The sequence below is a fragment of the Pseudomonas sp. W2I6 genome (assembly GCF_030815935.1).
Taxonomy (GTDB): Bacteria; Pseudomonadota; Gammaproteobacteria; order Pseudomonadales; family Pseudomonadaceae; genus Aquipseudomonas.
This window is the reverse complement of sequence record NZ_JAUSXJ010000001.1, coordinates 1,802,172-1,824,469: the sequence shown is the minus strand read 5'-3', so window position 1 is coordinate 1,824,469 and position 22,298 is coordinate 1,802,172. Positions and strand designations below refer to the sequence as shown.

The window sequence follows — 22,298 nt, the reverse complement described above, 5'->3', positions numbered from 1 at the left end:
CGCCGGCCTTACAGCTGCCAGGAGCCGATATCGGCGTTCACGCCGTCACCATCAGGTTTCCCGTCGGCGCCGAGGGAGAACACATCCACTTCGCCGTTGGCCCCTGGGTTGAGGTAGTGATACGGGTTGCCCCACGGGTCGTTGGGCAAGCGTTCGAGGTAGGCGCGCCAGTTGCTGTTTTTCGCATCGGCCGGGCGTTCCACCAGCACCTTCAAGCCCTGGTTCATGCTGGGATACGAGCCGTGGTCGAGGCGGTAGAGTTTCAGGGCCTGCATCAGCCCGCCAATGTCCTGCCGGGCCGCTGTGGCCCGCGCCTGGTCGGGGCGGTCGAGCACCTTGGGCACCACCAGCGCCGCCAGAATCCCCAGGATCACCACGACCACCATGATCTCGATCAGGGTGAAACCGCGCTGCCTGCGCGCTGACGTGAAGTGTGCGATATCCATGTCGACATTCCTTGGCTTGAGTGCATTTCGTGGCGCAGTGTTGCAAGAACACATGTCAGTCATGTTGAAAATCCTCGGGAGCTTTGGTCGCCAATCGGTCAACTCCCGGGGCTAGTCTGCGGGCCTGTTTCCCGGTTTTGAGTACGCCATGGGCGGGCCCCGCAACGAGCAAGGTTTCACCCTGATTGAAGTGTTGGTGGCACTGGCGATCATCGCCGTGGCCATGGCGGCGGCGGTACGCGTGGCCGGGCTGATGACCACCAGCAACGGCCTGCTGCGGGACAAGTCGATGGCGCTGCTGGCAGCCCAGGGGCGGATGGCGGAACTGCGCCTGGAAGGTCGGGTGAGCACCGGGCGCAAGACGTTCGACTGCGACCAGGGCCGGCTGAAACTGCGTTGCGAACAGACCATCAGCAACGGGCCGGATGGGCGCCTGTTCCAGGTCAGCGTGCAGGTGCTGGACGCCACCCGGGAAGCGCCCCCCCTGGCACGCCTGGAGACACTGCTGGGGCGCCCGCCGGTGAAGCGCCCGGTTACTGCCGAATGAGGCTTGGCAACGCCGGCCCGTCGGGCAACTTGTCGAGGGGCACGCGGATTTTTTCCGCGCCGCGCTCGATCTCCACGCTATCGCCTTCAATGGCCGTCAGCCGCACGCCGGGGCTCAGGCGTTCACCCAACAAAAAGCTGCGGGGCGGGCCGTCGTTGAGACTGAGGATCGCCACCGCCCCACGCGCCCCGGCAAGCACCCCGGAGACCTTGATCTGCATCACCGCCGGGGTATTGGAAAACCATTGCACGGCGGGGTTGTCGCTGCGGGCCGCCAACGCCTGGGGCGCGGCCTGCGGGGTGTGGGACTCGGCCGACGTGAGCAACAGCGGCGTCCAGGTCGCAACCCCTGCCAGCGCCGCCAGCAACGCCACGGCCTGGACGCCATGGGCGGGTGAAAAACGATGGATGAATGCCATGGGCGGGACCTCCTGTTTGTCCGTCGCCTCAGGCTACAGGGCAATTCACACCTTTTTATTTCAGCGGTTGATCAGGGAGCAAAAAATGAAACAGCAGGGCTTCACGTTGATCGAGTTGATGGTGGTGCTGGTGATCATCGGCATCGCCAGTGCGGCCATCAGCCTGAGCATCAAGCCTGATCCGCTGCACCTGCTGCGCAAGGACGCGGAACGCTTGAGCCAGTTGCTGCAGGTGGCCCAGGCCGAGGCGCGTGCCGATGGCCGGGCGATTACCTGGAAAGCCGATGCCAAGGGATTTCGCTTCAGCCGCGTTACCGATGATGGGCTGGGAGTGGAGAACTTCAGCGGCGATCAGCAACTGCGTCCGCGGGCCTGGGACAGTGCGCCGATGCAGGTGCGCATCGAGCCTGGGAAAACATTGGTGCTGGATGCTGAATGGGTGAACCCGCCGGTGCGGGTGGCGCTGTCGGATGGGCAATACAGCCTGAGCCTGCAACGGGATGCGGCGGGGTTGTTGCGGGTGGTGAGTCATGAGTGACCAGAAGGGTTTTACGCTGATCGAGGTGATGGTGGCGATCATGTTGATGGCGGTGGTCAGTGTGATTGCCTGGCGCGGGTTGGACAGCGTGACCCGGGCTGATCAGCATTTGCAGGCCAGCAGTGAGCAGACGGAGGTGTTGTTGCGGGCGCTGAACCAGATGCAGCTGGATGTGAGCTTGCGCGCGGGGGTGGAGTTGGGGCCGCCGATTGGCGAAGACGCGCCGAAGCCTGGCGGGTTGGCGGCGGTGTCGGTGAGGAGTTCGGACAGCAAGGGGTTTCGGCTGGAGGTGATCCGTACGGCTCCGATTCCTGGGGATGGGTTGCAGCGGGTGCGGTGGTGGCTCAAGGGCGACACGCTGTACCGGGCAGCTGCACCGGCGCGGGATCGGTATCCGCTGCCGGCGCCCCGGGATGCGGTGGCGGTGCTTGGGCAGGTCAGGGATTTGCAGGTGCGGGTTTGGGACAAGGGGTGGCGGCAGTTGAGTGGGAATCGGCAGGATGAACCGCTGGGGATCGAGGTGGTTCTGGTGCGGGAGACGGGCCAGGGGGTGGAGCGGTATCGGCAGGTTTTGGGGCCCTTGCGGTAGGGCTTTTTGGGGTGGTGTACATATCCGTTATTTTTGTTATGGCTGATATGGGTTCCGCTCACTTTCGAAAAGCCGGAATGCCGGCCCAGTCAAAAGTAAGCAACACGCTCTTGCCCCACCACTCGGCTCCTCGCTTAGGCTTGAGTGTTGAAGAGCAAAATCAAAAGCTAAAGCGGGCACGGTCCAAATGTGGGAGCGGGCTTGCTCGCGAAGGTCGTTAACGATGACGCGGGCATTCTGGATGAACGCGGCGCTCTCAGGTTTTTCGCGAGCAAGCCCACTCCCACAGAAAAGCAGATCTGTTTTCGCTCTGGTCTTTGCCTTTGCTTTTAACACTCAAGCCGGCCGGGAGGCCGCTGTGCTTTTGATTTTGAAGCAGCCGTTACCTAAATAACGGATATGCACACCGATCTAACTCAACAAAACAACACCGCCAGGCAACTCCGTACACTTGGCCCCATACGCATCGCGAATCAAAAGCGCCACCCCCGCCAACTGATGCAGACTAAACCGCGCCTGCACCCGCCGCTTGCCCAACTGCGCATTCATCAGCAGCAACATCCCCGGCCGATAGCGATTGATCTCATCCACCACCGTCGCCAGCGTCGCATTGTCAAACACCAGCACCTGCTCCCGCCAAGCCACCACAGCCTGCACGTCCACCGCCACCGGCTCACCCACACCGCTGGCGTCATAAGTCAGCTGCCGCCCACCCTCAAGCCGAACCGTACGCCCCCCAACACCCACCAACAGCGCCCCATCAATACACGTCACACACACACTGTGATCCGTATTGCGCACATTGAACCGCGCCCGAGCCGCACTCAACCACCCTCCACCCGCCTGAACCTGAAGCGGCATCGCAGCATCGGCCAGCACCTCGACCTCCCCCTCCAACAACTCAATCCCACCCTCACGCCGGCTGATCCGCGTCTGCGTATTGAGCTCCAGCCGAACCCCATCACCCAACTCCACCCGCCGCTGCTCCCCGACCTCGGTGCGGTAATCCGCCGTCAACCCGGCAAACCCACCCGGCACCGTCACCCGCACCATCAACACCGCCGCCGACGCCGCAATCGCCCCGCCCAAAAACGCCCGCCGCCCAAAATGCCGCGGCCGGGAAAACTGCTCGGCGGCGGGAGCCAATTGCTGCCACAACACCTTGGCCTGCTCGAACGCCCGGGCATGCTCCGGGCTCTGGGCGCACCACTGGCGCAACGCCTTGGCATCAGCAACGGTGGCCCGGCCCGACGTCAGCAGCACCAGCCAGTCACGCGCTTCATCGTGCAGGGGGCTGTCGGGCGCAGCACGGGCAGCGGAGAGGTTAAAAATGTTCAAGCGCGCAGGTACTCAACGGATTATCAGGGACTCAATCACTAAGACGGTTTTCCGGCCCCGGGACCGAACCGCTGGATCACTTTTCTTTCAAGGCGCTGTGCACAGTGGCCCAGCCCGGCCTTGATTTCCTTTTCGACCATGCGCGTGGAAATCCCGAAACGCCTGGAGATCTCCAGGTGTGGCGCCTCTTCCAGACGTGCAGCGATAAGGATCTGGCGCCGCCGCGCCGGCAGTTCGTAGAGGGCCTTGAGCAACGACTGGATTTCCCGCTGGCCACCCACCACCCGCGACGGGTCCTGGGCTTCATCGACGGTCTGCAGCAGCTCTTCGACTTCGCTGCCGGTCAACAGTCGCGCATCCGCCTGGCGTCGGTCAGCGGCGATGTTCAGCGCCATTCGATACAGGTAGGCATTGGGTTGCGCCAGGTTCGGCGGTACGTCCATGCGGTCGACCCGCAGGTAGGTTTCGTGCAGCACGTCGTTGGCCAGGTCCTCGGACCCGAGGCGCTTGCGCAGGCGTACCTTGAAGTCCTCGTAGGACGCCAGGAACAGGCTGACCATCATGCTGTGGCCGGTATCTTTCATGCCCCGGAAACTCCTTCCCCTGCTGTGCATTCCATGCGTGTTCCTGTTGAATCGGGCATCAAAAGTAAGGTCACCGGCAAGCGCAGCGAACTGGGCGCCGGGCGTTCGACCCGGGTGGCGCCCAGGCCGCGTACCAGCGCTTCGTCACGCTGCAGGTCACCGGTGGAGCTGACCAGGCGGCTGTGTTCGATCACCCCGTCACCGTTGACCCACACCTGCACCAGCGCCCGGAAACTGCCGGGGCGGGTCAGCGGCGAACGGCACAAACTGCGTTCGATCGCCTGCTGCAAGGCCGCGGCATAGCTGTTGTTGATCCGTGCTGCATGCCCTGCCTTCAGCCCCCGCGTCGTGGCCGGCTGGCTGACCTCGGGGACTTGCAGGGTGAACGCATCGCTGCGGGCATAACGCGCCATCAGGCCACTCCCTGTCAGCAGCAGGCCCAGGGCTTGCTGCGCACTGTAGCGGCCATGCACGCCGATGGAGCGCCGGCCCCGGGTCAACTCGCGGTCCACCAGCACCGCCATGCCGGTGGCATGGCTGAACGCCTGCAGGGCGCTATCCAGGTTCTGCGCGGGCAGGTCCAGGGTCACTTCGGCGCGCGCGGCCTGCGCCAGCCCCAACAGCAGAGCCAGGCAGCAGCCCGCGCGCCTCCAAGCCCCCCTGCTCAGCATCGCAACACGTCCGACATAGCCTACAAAACCGTCATCCTGAGGCCAGTTTATGAACCTGATGTTACGGTGCCAGCAAAAAAAACATCACGGTGACGGGCAGCCCGCTGCACTACACTTTCGAGCCATACCGGCCCATTTCCCAGGGCTCGCCAGGAGGCACCGATGAACCTGTTCCCGACCCTCGCCAGCCTGTTGCTGTGTGCTGCCCTGCCGCTGATGGCCCACGCCGAAGGAACGCCGAATGGCTGCACCGAGGTCAACGTGGATGGCTACAAGGCACCGGACTATGGCTGCCTGAGCCAGCAGATGGGCAACCACCCGGACGCCGCCAAGGCCACGCAAAAGAACCAGCAAGCGCAACAGGTGCCCATCGACAAACGCAAGCCGAACCAGATCGGGCTCTCTACACCCGCAGCGACCAGTGTGCGCATGGGCAATACGTTCGGTACTTCGGTGAAACCCCAGCGGCCTTGATCGCCGCTTGTCCCCCCCTGCCCGCCCAGTGCAAAAAAAGCCATTGTGTTATCGCGATTGCCGATGTTATGTTTCTAACAGACATCAAAATCATGAAACATGAGTAACATCAATGACCGGCCTGCGCGAAAACGTCATGGATAAAAACAGCTTCCAGCGCACGCTGGAACAGCAGTTCCCGACGCTGACGCCCACCGGCAAGCGCATCGCGACCTACCTGCTGGGCAACCTGCAACAGCTGCCGTTCGAAACCGCCGACAGCATCGCCCAGCAAGCCGGCACCACCGGGATTTCAGTGGGGCGTTTCTTGCGAACCCTGGGTTATCGCAACCTCGATGACGTCAAGCAAGGCCTGCGCGGCGACCCGCAAGCCTCCTGGCTGATCACCGACCGCCTGGGTGCGTTTCGCCAGGAGAACGATCAGGAAGACGCCCTCGACCGTTCCCTCAACCGCGAGATCGAAGCCATTCAGCATGTATACGGCCTGGCCCGCAGCCAGGGTTTCGCCGATATCGTGCAGCACATCGTGGATGCAGACGCCGTGTTCATCCTCGGTATCCAGTCCACCCGGGGCATCCTCAACGCGTTCCACAGTCACCTGGAATACATTCGCCCCAAGGTCTATTACGTCGATGGCCTGTCGGGGATCTACGCCGAGACCTTGAACTCCGGCTTTGAAAAACCCTACGCCATTACAGCGGACTTCCGCGCCTATTCCAGCATCACGCCCACGTTCTGCGAGACCGCGAACGCCCAGGGTCTACCCTTGGCGCTGATCACTGACTTGCAATGCCCCTGGGCCCGGGACTACGACCTGGACCTGCTGCAACTGAAAACCGATGTCGGCCAGTTCTGGGACTCCATGGCGCCCCTGACGTGCCTGTTCAACCTGATGGTGTCTGCCGTCGCTGACCGCTACGGCGAGCGACTGGATGCACGCCTGGCAAAAAACCGCGCCCTGCAACAGGCCTTCGGCCAGTTCGAATCCTGACCCTGGAAAGGAAATCTTTGAGTGAATACCAGCCCATTGGTAGAAATCGCCCCACCGGAATACCCGGTACAGGTCGACCTGATCTACGCCAGTGCCGACAACCTGGCAGGCACCGTGATCTACCGCAACACCCGCTGCCTGCTGCACACCGAAGCGGCGGCCTGCCTGCGCAAGGCGAGCCTGTTGGCACGCCAGGCCGGCATGACGTTGCGGATCTACGACGCCTATCGCCCTGCCTACGCCCAGCAACTGCTGTGGCAAGCCCTGCCCAACCCGGACTACGTGCGCGACCCGCGCCTGGGCTCGCACCACACCCGCGGCGTGGCCGTCGACCTGACACTGATTGATGAACACGGCACCCCACTGGACATGGGCACGGCGTTTGATGCCATGGAGCCCAGGTCCCACCAGTTCTACCCCGACCTGCCGCCGCAGGTGCAGCGCAACCGCCTGCTGTTGTTGGGCATCATGCTCGGCGCCGGCTTCAAGGCGATTGCTACCGAGTGGTGGCATTACGAATTGCCGGATGCCGAACTTTTCCCATTAATTGAGGAGTCACACTGATCACAAGGACCGTACCATCACAATAATTAGCAGCACCCTTTAGCTCCAACTGCCCGGTTATAGATTTCATAAAAATAAACCAACCCGCTTTTTCCTCTAAATAATCAAGGAAACCGGCATGACCCCAAGCAACCGCAAGACCCTCGCACTCTCCCTGCTGTGCGCCGCCCTGAGCCTGGGCGCGTGGCAATCGGCAAGTGCCGCGGCGCCCAAAGACACCCTGATGATCGGCAAGGCCGCCGACCCGCAAACCCTCGACCCGGCCGTGACCATCGACAACAATGATTGGGCGGTGACGTACCCGGCGTACCAGAAGCTGGTGGCCTACAAAGTCGAAAACGGCAAGGGCAGCACCGAGGTCAAGGGCGACCTGGCCGACAGCTGGACCACCTCGGCCGACGGTCTGGTGTGGGACTTCAAACTCAAGCCCGGCAACAAGTTCGATGACGGCGCCGAGGTCGACGCCAATGCGGTGAAGTTCTCCTTCGACCGCGTGATGCAGCTCAAGCAAGGCCCGTCGGGTGCGTTCCCGGATGACATGAAAGTCACCGTGGTCGACCCGCTCACCGTGCGCTTCACCCTGGCCAAGCCCTACGCGCCCTTCCTCTACACCCTCGCCCACAACGGCGCCGGCATCATCAACCCGGACGTGGTGAAACAGGGCGACGTCAACGCCTACCTCTCCACCCACACCGCCGGCTCCGGCGCCTTTCGCCTGAGCAACTGGCAGAAGGGCCAGAGCCTGACCCTGGAACCCAACACCTACTACGCCGGCACCAAGCCCGCGCTGAACAAGGTGGTGATCAAGATCATCAGCGAAGCCTCGGTACGCCGCCTGCAACTGGAACGCGGTGACCTGGACATCGCCGAAGACATGCCCCAGGACCAGCTCACCAACCTGGCCAAAAAGAAAGACGTGGTGATCAAGGAATTCCCGTCGCTGCGGGTGACCTACCTGTACCTGAACAACCAGAAAGCCCCGCTGAACAACCAGAATGCGCGCCAGGCAATCGTTGATGCGGTGGACTACAAAGGCATTGTCGACGGCATCCTCAAGGGCCAGGCCAAGTTGATGAACGGGCCGATTCCTGCCGGCATGTGGGCCAATGACCCGAGCCTGCCCTTGATGAAACAGGACCTGGACAGCGCGGGCGCGAACCTGAAGAAACTCCCGGAAAAAATCACCAACCTGAACTACATGTACTCCGACAAGGACCCGGACTGGGAATCCATCGGCCTGACCCTGCAAGCCAGCCTGGCGCCGCTGGGGATCAACCTGAAGATGGAAAAACTTGCCAACGCCACCATGCGCGAGCGCCTGGGCAAGGGTGACTTCGACGTGTCCATCGGCTCGTGGGCACCGGACTTCTCCGACCCCTACATGTACATGAACTTCTGGTTCGACTCCTCCCTGCAAGGCCTGCCGGGCAATCGTTCGTTCTACAGCAACCCGGTGGTGGACAAGCTGATTCGTGATGCGGCGGCCAACAACGACACGGCCAAGCGCACCGAGCTGTATCAGGAAGCCCAGAAGATCGTGCTCAAGGACAGCGTATACGCCTACCTCTATCAGAAGAACTACACCCTGCCGATGCGTGATTCGGTGAAGGGTTATGTGTTCCATCCGATGCTGGAGCAGGTGTTCAACGTGGCTGAGATCAGTAAGTAACACGCGATCAAATGTGGGAGCGGGCTTGCTCGCGAAAGCGGTGTATCAGTTACCCGATGTATGACTGACCCACCGTATTCGCGAGCAAGCCCGCTCCCACACTGGACCTGCTGTGTTTTCCAGGCTGTATTCCTGATCCAAATGTCTCGCGTTACCGAGGAGCCCTCATGGCCTTCCTGAATATGTTGCGCAAACGCCTGTTCGGCCTGATCCTGGTCGTCGTCGGCGTTTCGCTGATTACCTTTTGCATCTCCCACCTGATCCCGGGTGACCCGGCGCGCCTGATTGCCGGCGACCGGGCCAGCGACGCCATTGTCGAGAACATCCGCCATCAACTGGGCCTCGACCTGCCGCTGTACCAGCAATACGGCCGCTACATGAGCGACCTGCTGCACGGCGACCTCGGCACCTCGATCCGCACCAGCCGCCCGGTGCTGGAAGACCTGAAAGCGTTCTTCCCCGCGACCCTCGAACTGGCGGTGGCCGCCCTGCTGCTCTCGGTACTGGTGGGCGTACCGCTGGGGGTGCTGTCAGCGGTGTATCACAACCGCGCCATCGACCAGATCGCCCGAACGCTGGCGGTTACCGGCATTTCCACGCCGGCCTTCTGGCTCGGCCTGGGCCTGATCGTGTTGTTCTACGGCCAGCTCGGCTGGCTGCCCGGCAGCGGGCGGCTGGATGAAGGCCTCGAACCACCGCGCACCATCACCGGGTTCTACCTGATCGACTCGCTGCTGGCCGGCGATATCCCACTGTTCCTGAATGCCCTGGAACACCTGATCCTGCCCGCCGTCACCCTGGGTTTCGTCAACCTCGGCGTAGTCGCCCGGCAGATTCGTTCGGCGATGCTCGACCAGTTGGGCGAGGACTACATCCGTACCGCCCGCGCCTACGGCCTGTCGCGCTGGGCGGTGATCCTGCGCCACGCCCTGCCCAACGCGTTGATCCCGTCGATCACCGTGCTCGGCCTGACCCTCGGCGACCTGCTGTATGGCGCGGTGCTGACCGAAACCGTGTTCGCCTGGCCGGGCATGGGTGCCTATGTGGTGAAGTCGATCCAGTCCCTGGATTTCCCGGCGGTGATGGGCTTCGCGATCCTGGTGTCGTTTATTTATGTACTGCTGAACATGCTGATCGACCTGCTCTACCGGGTGGTCGACCCGCGCATCGGCGAGGTGAATTGAGATGACCGCTCCCCTGACCATGCCCGTACCGGTGCCCCTGGAACAGCGCCCCACCTGGCGTGCGCGAATGGAGTACCTGGGCTATCAAATACGCCGCAGCCCGCTGACCATCGCCGGCCTGACCATCACCTTGATCGTGCTGATCTGCATGGCCTTCGCCCCCTGGTTGGCGAGCCATGACCCCAATGCCTTGAACCTGGCGCAACGCCTGGCCGAGCCCTCCGCCGAACATTGGTTCGGCACCGATGAAGTCGGCCGCGACCTGTTCAGCCGGGTGCTGTACGGCAGCCGCCAGTCGGTGGGCGTGGGCCTGTTCGTGGCGTTTTCGTCCTGCCTGGTGGGCGGGCTGCTGGGCTGCCTGTCGGGGATTATCGGCGGGCGTTTCGACAGCCTGATCATGCGCCTGATGGACATCATGCTGTCGGTGCCGTCCCTGGTGCTGATCATGGCCCTGGCCGCCGCACTGGGCCCGAGCCTGTTCAATGCGATGCTGGCAATCACCGTGGTGCGCATCCCGTTCTACGTGCGCCTGGCCCGGGGCCAGGCCCTGAGCATTCGGCAGATGGGCTACGTCAAGGCATCCCAGACCTTCGGCGCCGGGCGCTGGCACATCGTGTCGTGGCACGTGGGCCGCAATGCGATGCCGCCGTTGCTGGTGCAACTGAGCCTGGACATCGGCAGCGCGATCCTGATGGCCTCGGCCCTGGGTTTCATCGGCCTGGGTGCACAACAGCCCACCGCCGAATGGGGCGCGATGGTTGCCACCGGGCGCAATTTCATTCTCGACAACTGGTGGTACTCGACCTTTCCGGGGCTGGCGATCCTGGTCACCGCGACCGGCTTCAACCTGCTGGGTGACGGTGTTCGTGACCTGCTCGACCCACGGCAACAGGGGAAATGACCATGTCCAGTCCGGCAGTGCTTGCCATCGACAACCTGAGCCTGGAATTCCCGGCTTACCGCAACAACGTCCAGGCACTCAACGGCGTGTCGTTGCACGTCAACCCCGGCGAAGTCGTCGGCGTAGTGGGTGAATCCGGCTCCGGCAAATCCGTGACCGCGATGCTCAGCCTGCGCCTGCTGCCGGAGCGCAGTTACCGGATCACCGCCGGCAGCTTGCAGATGCTCGGCCGCGACATGCTCGGTGCCAGCGAGAAGGAGCTGCTGCAGATCCGCGGGCGTGACGCGGCGATGATCTTCCAGGAGCCGATGACCGCGCTGAACCCGACCCGGCGCATTGGCCGGCAGATGCTCGATGTGATCATCCACCACCAGCGCCTGAGCAAGGCCGCCGCCCGTGCCAAGGCCATCGCCCTGCTCCGGGACATGCACATCGCCGACCCCGAACAGGTGCTCGACAGCTACCCCTTCGAACTCTCCGGCGGCATGCGCCAGCGGGTGATGATCGCCTTGGCGTTTTCCTGCGACCCTCAGTTGCTGATCGCCGACGAGCCCACCACTGCCCTCGACGTCACCGTGCAACGCCAGGTGCTGTTGCTGCTGCGGGAAAAAGCCCGGGAACGCGGCACCGCGATCCTGCTGATCACCCACGACATGGCTGTGGTCTCGCAGTTCTGCGACCGGGTGTATGTGATGTACACCGGCGCCGTGGTGGAAGAAGGCCCCACCGCCCAGGTGATGAGCGACCCGCGCCATCCCTACACCCAAGGGCTACTCAGCGGCTTACCGGAACAGGTGAAACCCGGCGACGACCTGCTGACCATCCCCGGCCAGGTGCCCAACCTTGCCGCCCTGCCCTCAGGCTGCACCTTTCGCGAACGCTGCCCCCAGGCCATGAGCCAATGCATCGAGCGCCCGCGCCTGGACCTGATCAACCCTGCCGGCACCCGCAAAAGTGCGTGCTGGCTGACTGCCGGGGAGTCGGTGCAATGACCGTGTCTCAAGATTCACTGCTGGCTTTGCGGGATGTACGGGTCAAGTTCCCGGTAAAAACCGACTGGCTGGGCCGCCCGCGCGGTTATGCCCACGCCCTCAACGGCATCGACTTGCAGGTTCGCCGTGGGGAAACCCTGGGGATTGTCGGCGAGTCCGGCTGTGGTAAAAGCACCCTCGCCCAGTTGCTGATGGGCCTGGTCAAGCCCAGTGACGGTGAAGTGGACTGGGTCTACGAAAGTGCCCGGGAACGCCACCGGCATGTGCAGATCGTATTCCAGGACCCGCAATCGTCCCTCGACCCGCGCCTGCCCATCTGGAAAATCATCACCGAACCGCTGTTCGCCCTTGGCGACACGCCCATGAGTGAAATGCGCACCATCGCCGCCAAGGTCGCCGCGCAGGTAGGCATTCGTGCCGAATACCTGGACCGTTACCCGCACCAGTTTTCCGGTGGCCAGCGCCAACGGATCGCCATCGCCCGCGCGCTGGCGTCCAACCCGAGCATCCTGGTGCTGGACGAGCCGACCTCGGCCCTGGATATCTCGGTGCAGGCGCAAATCCTCAACCTGCTGGCCGAGCTGCAACGGCGGCTGGGGCTGACCTACATCCTGATCTCCCACAACGTTTCGGTGGTGCGGCACATGGCCGACCGGGTGGCGGTGATGTACCTGGGGCAGATCGTGGAACTGGGGTGTGCCGAGCAAGTGCTGGAGCAGCCGAAGCATCCGTACACCCAGCTGTTGCTGGAGGCGGTGCCCAAGCTGGGGGTGGCGCTGGACGACGCGTATGTCAGTGCACCGACAGAGCTGCCGGGGAACCGGGTGTTGCCGGGTGGGTGTTTCTTTCTCGACCGCTGCCCGAGGCGTACACAAGGCTGTGAGCGGCCGCAGCGGTTGACGGGAGGGATGAGTCAGCAGGTGCGCTGTCACCTGGAACATCCGTGAGGCGTCCTTAACGAAATTTTCATGATTGCGCGGCTATGATCCGCCACCTCGTTGGGGAGTAGCCTGCTTCGGATTCTCGAAGCGTTCGTATCAACATTCTCGGCAACATGCCGTGGTGCGAACACCATTTTGGTTGGTGAGACCAGCGACACATCCATGCCTGAAGTCGGGCGTGTGGTTGTGTCGTTGACTCATACAGCCCGACTGGAAGCCTTACCGTGAACCCTATTTCCCTGATTCTTCTCGCCCTTGCCATGTCCACGGACGCCTTTGCGGCGGCCATTGGCAAAGGTTCCAGCCTGCACAAACCACGCCTGACCGAAGCCCTGCGGGCCGGGCTGATCTTTGGTGTGATTGAAGCGATCACGCCGATCATCGGCTGGGCTATCGGCCAGGCTGCCACTCGCTGGGTGGAGCAGTGGGACCACTGGATCGCCTTTACCCTGCTGGTAGCCCTGGGCCTGCACATGATCTACAACGGCTTGAAGGCCGATGATCCAGAGGAAGAGAAACCGAGCCAGCACTCGTTCATGATTCTTGCCGTGACCGCGTTTGCCACCAGCATCGATGCCCTTGCGGTGGGTGTAGGCCTGGCGTTTGTCGACGTGAATATCCTGGTGGCCGCTGCGGCGATCGGCTTGGCGACGATGACCATGGTAACCATCGGCATGATGCTTGGCCGGGTGTTGGGGACTGCGGTCGGCAAGCGCGCCGAGATGGTTGGCGGCGTGGTGTTGATGCTGGTGGGTGCGACGATTTTGTATGAGCACCTGTCGGCCTAGAAACCGGCGAAGATCAAAATGTGAGAGCGGGCTTGGGTGGGAGCGGGCTTGCTCGCGAAAGCGGTGGTTCAGCCAGCCTATTGAGCGACTGACACACCGCCTTCGCGAGCAAGCCCGCTCCCACACAAGCCCGCTCCTACAGGGATCTGCAGCGATCAATCAGGCCGCGTGTTTTTCTTTCTTCAGGCTCTCGATGTCGATCACGAACCGATACTTCACATCGCCCTTGAGCATGCGCTCGTAGGCGTCATTGATGCCCTGGATGTCGATCATCTCGATGTCCGAGACAATCCCGTGCCTGGCGCAGAAATCCAGCATGTCCTGGGTTTCCTGGATGCCACCGATCAACGACCCGGCCAGGCTGCGACGCTTGAAAATCAGGTTGAACACGGTCGGTGACGGGTGCGGGCTATCCGGGGCGCCCACCAGGGTCATGGTGCCGTCGCGCTTGAGCAGGTTGAGGAAGGCGTCGAGATTGTGGGACGCGGCCACGGTGTTGAGGATGAAGTCCAGGGAGTTGGCAACCTTGGCCATTTCGTCCGCGTTCTTCGACACCACCACTTCATCGGCCCCCAGGCGCAGGCCGTCTTCGCGCTTGTTCGGCGAGGTGGTGAACAGCACCACGTAGGCGCCCATGGCATGAGCGATTTTCACCGCCATATGGCCCAGGCCACCCAGGCCGACAACGCCGACGCGCTTGCCCGGCCCGACGTTCCAGTGGTGCAGCGGTGAGTAGGTGGTGATGCCTGCACACAGCAGCGGCGCGACCGCCGCCAGGTTGCTCTCGTCGTGGGAGATCCGCAGGACGAACTTCTCCTTGACCACGATATTGTCCGAGTAGCCGCCGAAGGTGTTTTCGCCGCCAAAAGCCGGGCCGTTGTAGGTGCCGGTGAAGCCGTTTTCGCAATACTGCTCCTCGCCCTCGGCGCAGGATTCGCAGTGCTGGCAGCTGTCGACCATGCAGCCGACACCGGCCAAATCGCCCACCTTGAACTTGCTGACATTGGCGCCCACTGCGGTCACCCGTCCAACGATTTCATGGCCCGGTACCGACGGGTACAGGGTGTTTTTCCATTCGTTGCGTACGGTGTGCAGGTCCGAGTGGCAGACGCCGCAATAGAGGATGTCGATCTGCACATCATCGGCCCCGGGGGCGCGACGTTCGAACGTGAAGGGTTTGAGGGAATCCTTGGAGTCACGAGCGGCGTAGCTGTAAGTCTTGGCCATTTCGTTCACCTGTTTGTTCAGACGGTAGAAAGCAGTTGACCAGCATAGACGCTGAACCGTTCAACCGAGCACAGGCATACAAGTCCCTCGTCAGATTCTGCGCCTATAGTATTGGCTGCCCTCTCACCCAAGGAGTTTTGCCATGAGCACCCTACGCACACAAGACGGTACCGAGCTCTACTACAAGGACTGGGGCACCGGCAAACCGGTGCTGTTCAGCCACGGCTGGCCGCTGGATGCCGATATGTGGGAATACCAGATGGAGTACCTGAGCAGCCGCGGCTACCGCACCATCGCGTTCGACCGCCGTGGTTTTGGCCGCTCGGACCAGCCCTGGACCGGTAACGACTACGACACCTTTGCCGACGATATCGCCCAGTTGATCAACCATCTGGATCTGCAGGACGTGACCCTGGTGGGCTTCTCCATGGGCGGCGGCGATGTCAGCCGCTATATCGCCCGCCATGGCAGCGCGCGCGTGGCCGGGCTGGTGTTGCTGGGGGCGGTGACGCCGCTGTTCGGGCAAAAGCCGGATTACCCGCAAGGTGTCGAGATGGCAGCGTTTGACGGGTTCAAGGCCGCGCTGCTGAAGGATCGCGCGCAGTTCCTGGCAGACTTCAATACGCCGTTCTATGGCATCAACAAGGGCCAACAGGTCTCCAGCGGTGTATTGACTCAAACACTGAACATCGCCCTGCTCGCCTCGCTCAAGGCGACGGTGGATTGCGTCACCGCGTTCTCGGAAACCGACTTCCGCCCGGACATGGCCAGGATCGACGTGCCGACCCTGGTTATCCACGGTGATGGCGACCAGATCGTGCCGTTCGAAACTACCGGCAAGGTCGCCGCGCAGATGATCAAAGGCGCGCAGTTGAAGGTGTACAAGGATGCCCCCCATGGTTTTGCGGTGACCCACCAGCAAGCCTTGAACGAAGATCTGCTGGCCTTCCTGCAACGCTGAGCCGATTGCGTTCTCCTGCGACGGCTTATTTCTGGCCGGGCTGACACCCGGCCTTTTCAGGCAGTCGTACTATTCCCCGGTGCCGGCAAACCCCGCGACGATCTCGTCGATCACCACCCGCACCCGGGCGGTGTGCCGCAGGTCGGCATGGGTCACCAGCCACACATCGTAGGGCAACGGCCGCGTACGGTCCGGCCACAGCCGCACCAGGCCGTCGCGTTCGCCGGAAACTATCGGAACCTCACCGATACCGATCCCTGCGGCGATGGAGCGGCGTACCAACAGGCTTGAACTCAAGGCCGCAACAATACGCCCGCGTCCCAGCGGCTCGCTGACCAGGGTCAGGTCCTTCTGGCTTTGCAGGTGCGGCTGGTACACCACCAGGTCGTGTCCTTCGAACAGGCTGCCCGGTTCGGGTGCGCCGTGCCGATCGATATACGCCTGCGAGGCAAACAGCCCCACCGGCCAGCGGGCGATGCGCCGGGCGATCAGGTCGGGATTGTCCGGGCGGGTATTGCGCACCGCGATATCGGCTTCGCGTTTGGCCAGGTTAAGCAACTGGGTCGAAGCGTCCATCTGCACGCGCACGTCAGGGTGCGCATCGTGCAGCCGGGCAATGGCCGGGATCAGGAAGTCGATGGCCAGGGAATCAGTGGTGGTCACCCGTACGGTGCCGGTCAGGCGGTCGTCCAGGCCCAGGACCTGACGCTCCAGGTCAAGGGCCGAGCGCTCCATGTTCTCCACCGATTGCAACGCGGCTTCACCCACGGCGGTCAGCGCATAGCCCTCGGAGGTGCGCAGGAACAACGTTGCGTTCAGGGACTTTTCCAGGGCATTGACCCGTCGGCCCACGGTGGCTTGATCTACCCCCAGCACCCGCGCGGCCCCGCGCAGTGTGGACTCGCGGCACACCGCGAGGAACACCCGCGCATCGTCCCAATTCATGGCTTTCCCCTTAGATGCATTTTTGCATCAGCGTGACGTGTAATCGCAGCATTATTGCATCACTCATCACGGCTATGCTGGGCACCAGAGAAAATACCCAGGATCGCCAGCAGGCTGAACCGCTCGGTAACTGGCGCGGTCCCAACCCACACGTTCATTGCTACAGGTGCGCTCAAATGACTCTGCCCCACGAAATGACCCTGATCGAAATCACCAGCCCCGGCGGCCCCGAAGTCCTGCAACCACGTCAGGAGCCGGTACCTGTCGCCGGCCCCGGCGAAGTGCTGATCCGCGTGCACGCCGCCGGCGTCAATCGCCCGGACGCCCTGCAACGCGCCGGCACGTATCCGATGAAACCCGGCATGAGCCCGATTCCCGGGCTGGAAGTGGCCGGTGTGGTGGTCGCGCTGGGCGAAGGCGTCAGCGAGTACGCGCTGGGCGACAAGGTGTGCGCCCTGACCAATGGCGGCGGTTATGCGCAGTACTGCGCAGTGCCCGCCAGCCAGACCTTGCCGGTTCCCGATGGCCTGGACTGGATTCAGGCGGCAGCGATCCCGGAAACCTTCTTCACCGTATGGGCCAACCTGTTCGGCATCGGCGGTGCGCATAAAGGCCAGCGCGTGTTGATCCACGGCGGCACCAGCGGCATCGGCACCACCGCGCTGATGCTCTGCCGCGAGTTCGGTATCGAAGCGTTCGCCACCGCCGGCAGCGTGGAAAAATGCGCCGCCATCCGCGAACTGGGAGCCGAGCCGATCAACTACCGGGAACAGAATTTCGCCGAGGTCATCGCTGACAAAACCGCGGGCAAGGGTGTCAATGTGGTCCTCGACATCATGGGTGGCTCCTACCTGAACGACAACATCAGCGCCCTGGCCATGGAAGGTCGCCTGGTGATGCTGGGCTTCCTCGGCGGCGCACGCGCCAAAGACATCGACCTGCTGGCGATCCTCGGCAAACGCGCGATCGTTACCGGCTCGTTGTTGCGCTCACGCACCCGGGAAGAAAAAGCCGCGATTGCCGCACAACTGCGCGAACACGTGTGGCCGGTGCTGTCGGCCGGGCGTTGCCTGCCGATGATCGATGAGGTGTATGCCTATACCGACGCCGCGAAGGCCCATGCGCGCATGGAAGGTGGCGACCATATCGGCAAGATTGTGTTGCGGGTGGATTGATAAACATGCGGAAAAACGGTTTATAACGTCATCAGAACAAAACACTGCGGTTAATGGAGGCTTCATGAAACTGGTCGGCATGCTGGACTCGCCCTACGTGCGCCGCGTGGCCATTTCCCTGGAACTGTACGGCGTCGCGTTCGAACACCAGGCATTGTCGGTGTTCAGCACCTTCGATGAGTTTTCCGGGATCAACCCGGTAGTCAAGGCACCGACGCTGGTGCTCGACGACGGCACGGTGCTGATGGATTCCGGCTTGATCCTCGAGTACCTGGAAGCCCTGGCGCCGGCTGCCAAAAAGCTGTTGCCCCAGCAAACAATGGCACTTGCCAGGGATCTGCAAGTGATCGGCCTGGCGCTGGCAGCGTGCGAAAAGACCGTGCAGATCGTCTACGAACATCACCTGCGGCCCGCCGAAAAACTGCATCAGCCGTGGATCGACCGCGTGACCGGGCAACTGCTGGCGGCCTATGCATTATTGGAGGCGCGGGTGGCCGAGCGCGACAGCGACTTGCCGCTGACCCAGGCGAGCCTGACGGTGGCGGTCGCCTGGTCCTTCACCCAGCTGAAGATAGCCGACGTCGTGAAGGCCGATGCGTTTCCCCACTTGCAACGCCACGCGGCCCTCGCCGAGCAGCACCCGGCATTCGGCAAATACCCGATCGAGTAGCCCGTGCCTACCCGGCATACACCGGGTAATCGGTGAAGCCCACCTCGGTGCCGCCATACAGGCCGTCCGCGTTCAACGGGTTCAGCGGCCAACCGTTGAGCAGGCGTTGGGGCAAGTCGGGATTGGCAATGTACGGCCGGCCAAACGCGATCAGGTCTGCCAGCCCCGCCTCTACCAGCCGCACGCCGCGCTCTGCGGTGTAGCGGCCGGCGTAGATGATCCGGCCGCTGAAGGTGTCACGCACCGCCTGGCGGAACGACTCGGGCAACTCGGGGGCATTGTCCCAGTCGGCCTCGGCAATCGACACGTAGGCGATGCCGGCCGCCTCAAGCACCTTGATCGCCTCGATGTAGGTGTGATGCGGGTCTTCCTCGACGAGGCCGATGTAGACCCGGTCCTGGTCAGTGCCGCTGAACAACGGCGCAAAGCGCACGCCCAGGCGTTGCGGGCCGACTACTTCGGCCACCGCCTCGACGATTTCCCGCAGGAACCGCAGGCGATTGTGCAGTGAGCCACCGTATTCATCGTCGCGCTGGTTGGAATGCGCCGAGATGAACTGGTTGACCAGGTAGCCGTTGGCCGAATGAATTTCCACACCATCGAAGCCGGCAGCCAATGCATTTTTTGCAGCCTGGGCGTAAAGCCCCACCAACTCCTTGACCTCGGCGGTAGCCAGGGCGCGCGGCTCGGGTGGCTGCACCAACTTACCGGTGCCGGGCCCGGTTGCAACGAATGCCTTGGCTTGCTGCGGCTGGATCGCCGACGGCGCGACGGGTGCTGCGCCGTCGGGTTGCAGTTCGTGATGGGACACGCGACCCACATGCCAAAGCTGGGCGAAGATCACGCCGCCTTCGGCATGCACGGCATCGGTCACGGTACGCCAGCCGTCAATCTGCTCCGGTGTGTAGATGCCCGGGGTCCAGGCATAGCCCTGGCCGCGAGGCTCGATCTGCGTGCCCTCGCTGACCATGAAGCCGGCGGTGGCGCGCTGGCGGTAATAAAGCGCCATCAAGTCCGTGGCGATATCACCGGGCTGGGCACTTCGCTGGCGGGTAAGCGGCGGCAGGACGATGCGGTTTTTCAGGGTGTGGTGCCCCAGTGTGATCGGGGTACCTAAAGCGCTGTTGCTCATGGGGGAAAGTTCCGGATTCAAATTTCAGACAAGCAGAAGCTGCCGGCTCCCGGTCAGGGGAGCCGCCAACAACGTACTTTTTGGGGGATTTGGCGGGTTACGCGGTCAGCTTCAACAGCGCTTTGGCAACGTCACTGGAACTGGCAGGATTCTGCCCGGTGACCAGCAGGCCATCTTCAATCACAAAGGATTGCCAATCGGCACCCTTCTCATACGTGCCGCCCAGCGCCTTGAAATCATCCTCGATCAGGAAAGGCACCACGTCGGTCAGGCCAACCGCCGCTTCTTCGGAGTTGGAGAAGCCGGTGACGCGTCGGCCCTTGACCAGCGGCTCGCCGTTGACCGCCTTGACGTGCCGCAAGGCGCCCGGGGCGTGGCACACAAAGCCAATCGGCTTGCCCGCACGCTCGAAGGCTTCGATCAGGGCGATGGAGGTTTTCGACTCTGCCAGGTCCCACAGCGGGCCGTGGCCGCCTGGGTAGAACACGGTGTCGAAGTCGCCGGCGTTGACCGACTCCAGCTTCACGGTGGTGGCCAGGGCCTGTTGCGCCGCCGGGTCAGTGGCGAAGCGGCGGGTCTGGTCGGTTTGCGAATCCGGCAGGTCGCTGACCGGGTCCAGGGGCGGCTGCCCACCGGCCGGCGAAGCCAGGGTCACGTCGGCCCCGGCGTCCTTGAACGCGTAGTAGGGAGCAGCAAATTCTTCGAGCCAGAACCCGGTCTTGCGGCCGGTGTTGCCAAGCTGGTCGTGAGAAGTCAAAACCATCAATACTTTCATGTGCCAGTGCCTCGGGGTGATGTGGGTTGGAATGGAATCAAGCTTAGGAGCCGGGCCAAAACCGCACAATGTCATGTCCGCAAGGATTCCGGACATTGCGCCAAGGCGGTTGCCGTTTCCCTGGCACACGCCGACAATCACCGCTCCGCGCCCCCTGGAGAGATGAGATGCACAGCATTGCGCTGATGGTGTACCCGAACTTTCAATCCTTGAGCCTCAGCCTGGGCTCGGTGTTCGAGTGCGCGAATCTGCTGCGTGGCGAGCAAGCGTATGAATTTCACCTGGTGTCGGAAAGTGGCGGCCCGATCATGACGTCCCAGGGCTTCTCGGTGAACAGCACGCCGATCCGGCCCGAGGGCTATGACACATTGATCGTCAGCGGTTACCTGGAGTTCCAACTGCCTGACGCCAGCCTGCCGAGGCTGGTCCAGGCGGCGTCCAAACAGTCGCGACGGATTGCTTCGTTGTGCATGGGCATCTTCGTGCTGGCCGAGGCCGGATTGCTTGAAGGCAAGCGCGCCACCACCCACTGGCTGCACGCACCGGCCTTTGCCAAGCGCTACCCGCAGATTCGCCTGGAGGAAGACAAGCTGTTCGTGGTCGACGGCCAGATCTGGACCGGTGCCGGCATGAGCGCCGGGGTGGACCTGGCACTGGCGATGGTGGAGAACGACCTGGGCAGCGACCTCGCCCGCCGCATCGCGCGCAAGCTGGTGATTGCCCAGCGCCGTGGCAGCGAACAGTCGCAGCTATCGGCGTTGCTGGAACTCGACCCCAAGTCCGACCGTGTGCAGCTGGCCCTGGCCTACGCCCGGGAGAACCTGACCCACGACCTTTCGGTCGAGGCCCTGGCGGCCGTGGCGCGGCTCAGCCCACGCCAGTTCAGCCGGGTGTTTCGCGAGGAGACCGGGCAAACCCCGGCCAAGGCCATCGAATCCCTGCGGGTGGAAGCCGCCCGGGCAATGATGGAAACCAGTCGGCATCCGGTGGAAGTGGTCGCCCGCGAGACCGGGTTCGGTGATCGCGAGCGCATGCGCCAGGCATTCCTGCGGGCGTTCGGCCAGCCGCCACAGGCGATGCAGGCGGCATTGTTCAGTGCAGGGGCTGGCGCCGCTTTCAGTTGATGGTTCAGTGCAACGCCGCGCGCGTCACCAGGAAACTCAGCAGGTTCGGCTCATCGTCCAGCTCGATGGCCTGCACCGGACGCGGCAGGTTATCCAACACCGTGCGCCAGAACGCCTGGCTCACTTCATCCTGATCATAGAAACGCACCAGCCAGTTCGCCTCGCCGCTGCTCAACACCTGAGTGGCGATGGCGCGGCCAATGCCCTTGCGGCGGTAGCGTTTGAGGATGAACAGGTCCGCCAGTTCCAGCGCATCGATCCCCGGCAACTCGCTGCCTTCGATCAGCAGGAAGCCGGCGATGAAGCCGTCGACCAGCAGCAGGTTGGCACTCCACTGCGGGTCTTCCCAGTAGCGGGCCAGGTGCTCCTCATGGATGTAGAAGCGACCGTCCACCTCGACATCTTCCTGTTCCCAGTCCGAGGACTCGTAGGCGTAGAACTGGTAAAGGTTGGCGATCAACGTGGCGTGTTCCGGGCCGGTCTCGATCAGTTCGACGGTGGTATCGGGGATTGCAGGCATGGGCATCTCGGCAAAAAAACAGGCCGCCATTGTCAACAAAGCCACCTGCAATGCCAATACACCGGCCAAGCTTTCTGCTTGCTGAACCGATCGCGCTTTTCTCATGTCAACGACAAAATCGTTACAAAGTTAGA

26 protein-coding genes and 1 riboswitch are annotated in these 22,298 nt (G+C 62.8%); of the genes, 16 read left to right on the top strand and 10 right to left on the bottom strand.

The features are described 5' to 3' along the window. Positions 1-8 precede the first annotated feature (8 nt). Positions 9-446, bottom strand: coding sequence for a type II secretion system major pseudopilin GspG (gene gspG, locus QF039_RS08685; protein WP_003218660.1), 438 nt, complete (start codon positions 444-446; stop codon positions 9-11). Between the two features lie 148 nt (positions 447-594). Between gspG and gspI the strand changes: the two genes are divergently transcribed. Next, complete coding sequence (gene gspI, locus QF039_RS08680; protein WP_008431408.1) at positions 595-993, top strand: type II secretion system minor pseudopilin GspI; 399 nt, start codon at positions 595-597, stop codon at positions 991-993. On the opposite strand, the gene QF039_RS08675 is transcribed toward gspI, so the two are convergent. Continuing rightward, a complete protein-coding gene (locus QF039_RS08675) occupies positions 980-1,411 on the bottom strand; it encodes a type II secretion system protein N (RefSeq protein ID WP_003218665.1) in 432 nt (143 codons plus the stop codon). The genes gspI and QF039_RS08675 overlap by 14 nt on opposite strands. An 85-nt stretch (positions 1,412-1,496) precedes the next feature. Between QF039_RS08675 and gspH the strand changes: the two genes are divergently transcribed. Both gspH and QF039_RS08665 read left to right on the top strand, forming a co-directional pair. Beyond that, positions 1,497-1,949: a type II secretion system minor pseudopilin GspH gene (gspH, locus tag QF039_RS08670; RefSeq protein WP_307517458.1), complete on the top strand. Its 453-nt coding sequence runs from the start codon at positions 1,497-1,499 to the stop codon at positions 1,947-1,949. Beyond that, complete coding sequence (locus tag QF039_RS08665; protein ID WP_177068216.1) at positions 1,942-2,538, top strand: type II secretion system protein GspJ; 597 nt, start codon at positions 1,942-1,944, stop codon at positions 2,536-2,538. The genes gspH and QF039_RS08665 overlap by 8 nt, the downstream gene beginning before the upstream one ends. Positions 2,539-2,949: 411 nt before the next feature. Here QF039_RS08665 and QF039_RS08660 read toward each other — a convergent pair whose 3' ends face one another. The 3 genes from QF039_RS08660 to QF039_RS08650 are packed head-to-tail and all read right to left on the bottom strand — an operon-like array spanning position 2,950 to position 5,131. Next, positions 2,950-3,876: a DUF4880 domain-containing protein gene (locus QF039_RS08660; RefSeq protein ID WP_008431412.1), complete on the bottom strand. Its 927-nt coding sequence runs from the start codon at positions 3,874-3,876 to the stop codon at positions 2,950-2,952. Positions 3,877-3,914: 38 nt separating this feature from the next. Continuing rightward, complete coding sequence (locus QF039_RS08655; RefSeq protein WP_102605758.1) at positions 3,915-4,460, bottom strand: RNA polymerase sigma factor; 546 nt, start codon at positions 4,458-4,460, stop codon at positions 3,915-3,917. Beyond that, positions 4,457-5,131 carry a secretin and TonB N-terminal domain-containing protein gene (locus tag QF039_RS08650; protein ID WP_307517453.1) on the bottom strand — a complete coding sequence of 225 codons (675 nt, stop codon included), beginning with the start codon at positions 5,129-5,131 and terminating at the stop codon, positions 4,457-4,459. Before QF039_RS08650 ends, QF039_RS08655 begins: the two co-directional genes overlap by 4 nt. A 162-nt stretch (positions 5,132-5,293) precedes the next feature. On the opposite strand from QF039_RS08650, the gene QF039_RS08645 reads away from it, so the two are divergent. From QF039_RS08645 to mntP, 9 genes are all read left to right on the top strand, one after another. Next, positions 5,294-5,605 (top strand): hypothetical protein, encoded by a 312-nt coding sequence (locus tag QF039_RS08645; protein ID WP_087694900.1) that lies wholly within the window; start codon positions 5,294-5,296, stop codon positions 5,603-5,605. Positions 5,606-5,741: 136 nt separating this feature from the next. Then, positions 5,742-6,596 (top strand): MurR/RpiR family transcriptional regulator, encoded by an 855-nt coding sequence (locus tag QF039_RS08640; protein WP_032898755.1) that lies wholly within the window; start codon positions 5,742-5,744, stop codon positions 6,594-6,596. A gap of 21 nt (positions 6,597-6,617) precedes the next feature. After that, entirely contained in the window at positions 6,618-7,160 is a 543-nt protein-coding gene (gene ddpX / locus QF039_RS08635) for a D-alanyl-D-alanine dipeptidase (protein ID WP_307517452.1), read from the top strand. Between the two features lie 118 nt (positions 7,161-7,278). After that, on the top strand, positions 7,279-8,829 hold the full coding sequence (locus QF039_RS08630) for an ABC transporter substrate-binding protein (RefSeq protein WP_008431417.1): 1,551 nt from the start codon (positions 7,279-7,281) through the stop codon (positions 8,827-8,829). Between the two features lie 167 nt (positions 8,830-8,996). Continuing rightward, the gene (locus tag QF039_RS08625; RefSeq protein WP_008431420.1) at positions 8,997-10,013 is read left to right on the top strand and encodes an ABC transporter permease; all 1,017 of its coding nucleotides are present in this window, start codon (positions 8,997-8,999) and stop codon (positions 10,011-10,013) included. Between the two features lie 19 nt (positions 10,014-10,032). Beyond that, on the top strand, positions 10,033-10,914 hold the full coding sequence (ddpC, locus tag QF039_RS08620) for a D,D-dipeptide ABC transporter permease (RefSeq protein WP_032868129.1): 882 nt from the start codon (positions 10,033-10,035) through the stop codon (positions 10,912-10,914). Then, positions 10,911-11,906 carry an ABC transporter ATP-binding protein gene (locus QF039_RS08615; RefSeq protein ID WP_032898749.1) on the top strand — a complete coding sequence of 332 codons (996 nt, stop codon included), beginning with the start codon at positions 10,911-10,913 and terminating at the stop codon, positions 11,904-11,906. Before ddpC ends, QF039_RS08615 begins: the two co-directional genes overlap by 4 nt. Beyond that, positions 11,903-12,853: an oligopeptide/dipeptide ABC transporter ATP-binding protein gene (locus QF039_RS08610; RefSeq protein ID WP_307517449.1), complete on the top strand. Its 951-nt coding sequence runs from the start codon at positions 11,903-11,905 to the stop codon at positions 12,851-12,853. Before QF039_RS08615 ends, QF039_RS08610 begins: the two co-directional genes overlap by 4 nt. Positions 12,854-12,894: 41 nt before the next feature. Then, a riboswitch (yybP-ykoY riboswitch) is annotated at positions 12,895-13,061 on the top strand. Positions 13,062-13,071: 10 nt separating this feature from the next. Next, positions 13,072-13,635, top strand: coding sequence for a manganese efflux pump MntP (gene mntP, locus QF039_RS08605; protein WP_307517446.1), 564 nt, complete (start codon positions 13,072-13,074; stop codon positions 13,633-13,635). A 159-nt stretch (positions 13,636-13,794) separates the two neighbouring features. Here the strand turns inward: mntP and QF039_RS08600 are convergent, their stop codons facing one another. Beyond that, positions 13,795-14,862 (bottom strand): NAD(P)-dependent alcohol dehydrogenase, encoded by a 1,068-nt coding sequence (locus tag QF039_RS08600; protein ID WP_003220118.1) that lies wholly within the window; start codon positions 14,860-14,862, stop codon positions 13,795-13,797. Positions 14,863-15,004: 142 nt separating this feature from the next. Here QF039_RS08600 and QF039_RS08595 point away from each other — a divergent pair, with 142 nt between their 5' ends. After that, positions 15,005-15,823: an alpha/beta fold hydrolase gene (locus QF039_RS08595; RefSeq protein ID WP_003220116.1), complete on the top strand. Its 819-nt coding sequence runs from the start codon at positions 15,005-15,007 to the stop codon at positions 15,821-15,823. A 69-nt stretch (positions 15,824-15,892) separates the two neighbouring features. Here QF039_RS08595 and QF039_RS08590 read toward each other — a convergent pair whose 3' ends face one another. Beyond that, on the bottom strand, positions 15,893-16,768 hold the full coding sequence (locus tag QF039_RS08590) for a LysR family transcriptional regulator (protein WP_008431428.1): 876 nt from the start codon (positions 16,766-16,768) through the stop codon (positions 15,893-15,895). 176 nt (positions 16,769-16,944) lie between these two features. Here QF039_RS08590 and QF039_RS08585 point away from each other — a divergent pair, with 176 nt between their 5' ends. Together QF039_RS08585 and QF039_RS08580 are read left to right on the top strand one after the other, a co-directional pair. Continuing rightward, positions 16,945-17,943 carry an NAD(P)H-quinone oxidoreductase gene (locus QF039_RS08585; protein WP_177020849.1) on the top strand — a complete coding sequence of 333 codons (999 nt, stop codon included), beginning with the start codon at positions 16,945-16,947 and terminating at the stop codon, positions 17,941-17,943. Positions 17,944-18,007: 64 nt separating this feature from the next. Beyond that, complete coding sequence (locus tag QF039_RS08580) at positions 18,008-18,613, top strand: glutathione S-transferase (RefSeq protein WP_307517438.1); 606 nt, start codon at positions 18,008-18,010, stop codon at positions 18,611-18,613. 7 nt (positions 18,614-18,620) lie between these two features. Here the strand turns inward: QF039_RS08580 and QF039_RS08575 are convergent, their stop codons facing one another. Both QF039_RS08575 and QF039_RS08570 read right to left on the bottom strand, forming a co-directional pair. After that, the gene (locus tag QF039_RS08575; RefSeq protein ID WP_102368728.1) at positions 18,621-19,745 is read right to left on the bottom strand and encodes an alkene reductase; all 1,125 of its coding nucleotides are present in this window, start codon (positions 19,743-19,745) and stop codon (positions 18,621-18,623) included. A gap of 97 nt (positions 19,746-19,842) precedes the next feature. Next, positions 19,843-20,520 carry a type 1 glutamine amidotransferase domain-containing protein gene (locus QF039_RS08570; RefSeq protein ID WP_102606095.1) on the bottom strand — a complete coding sequence of 226 codons (678 nt, stop codon included), beginning with the start codon at positions 20,518-20,520 and terminating at the stop codon, positions 19,843-19,845. A gap of 167 nt (positions 20,521-20,687) precedes the next feature. On the opposite strand from QF039_RS08570, the gene QF039_RS08565 reads away from it, so the two are divergent. Continuing rightward, positions 20,688-21,644 carry a GlxA family transcriptional regulator gene (locus QF039_RS08565; protein ID WP_003220105.1) on the top strand — a complete coding sequence of 319 codons (957 nt, stop codon included), beginning with the start codon at positions 20,688-20,690 and terminating at the stop codon, positions 21,642-21,644. Between the two features lie 4 nt (positions 21,645-21,648). Here QF039_RS08565 and QF039_RS08560 read toward each other — a convergent pair whose 3' ends face one another. Beyond that, positions 21,649-22,155 carry a GNAT family N-acetyltransferase gene (locus QF039_RS08560; RefSeq protein WP_032898758.1) on the bottom strand — a complete coding sequence of 169 codons (507 nt, stop codon included), beginning with the start codon at positions 22,153-22,155 and terminating at the stop codon, positions 21,649-21,651. Positions 22,156-22,298 lie beyond the last annotated feature (143 nt).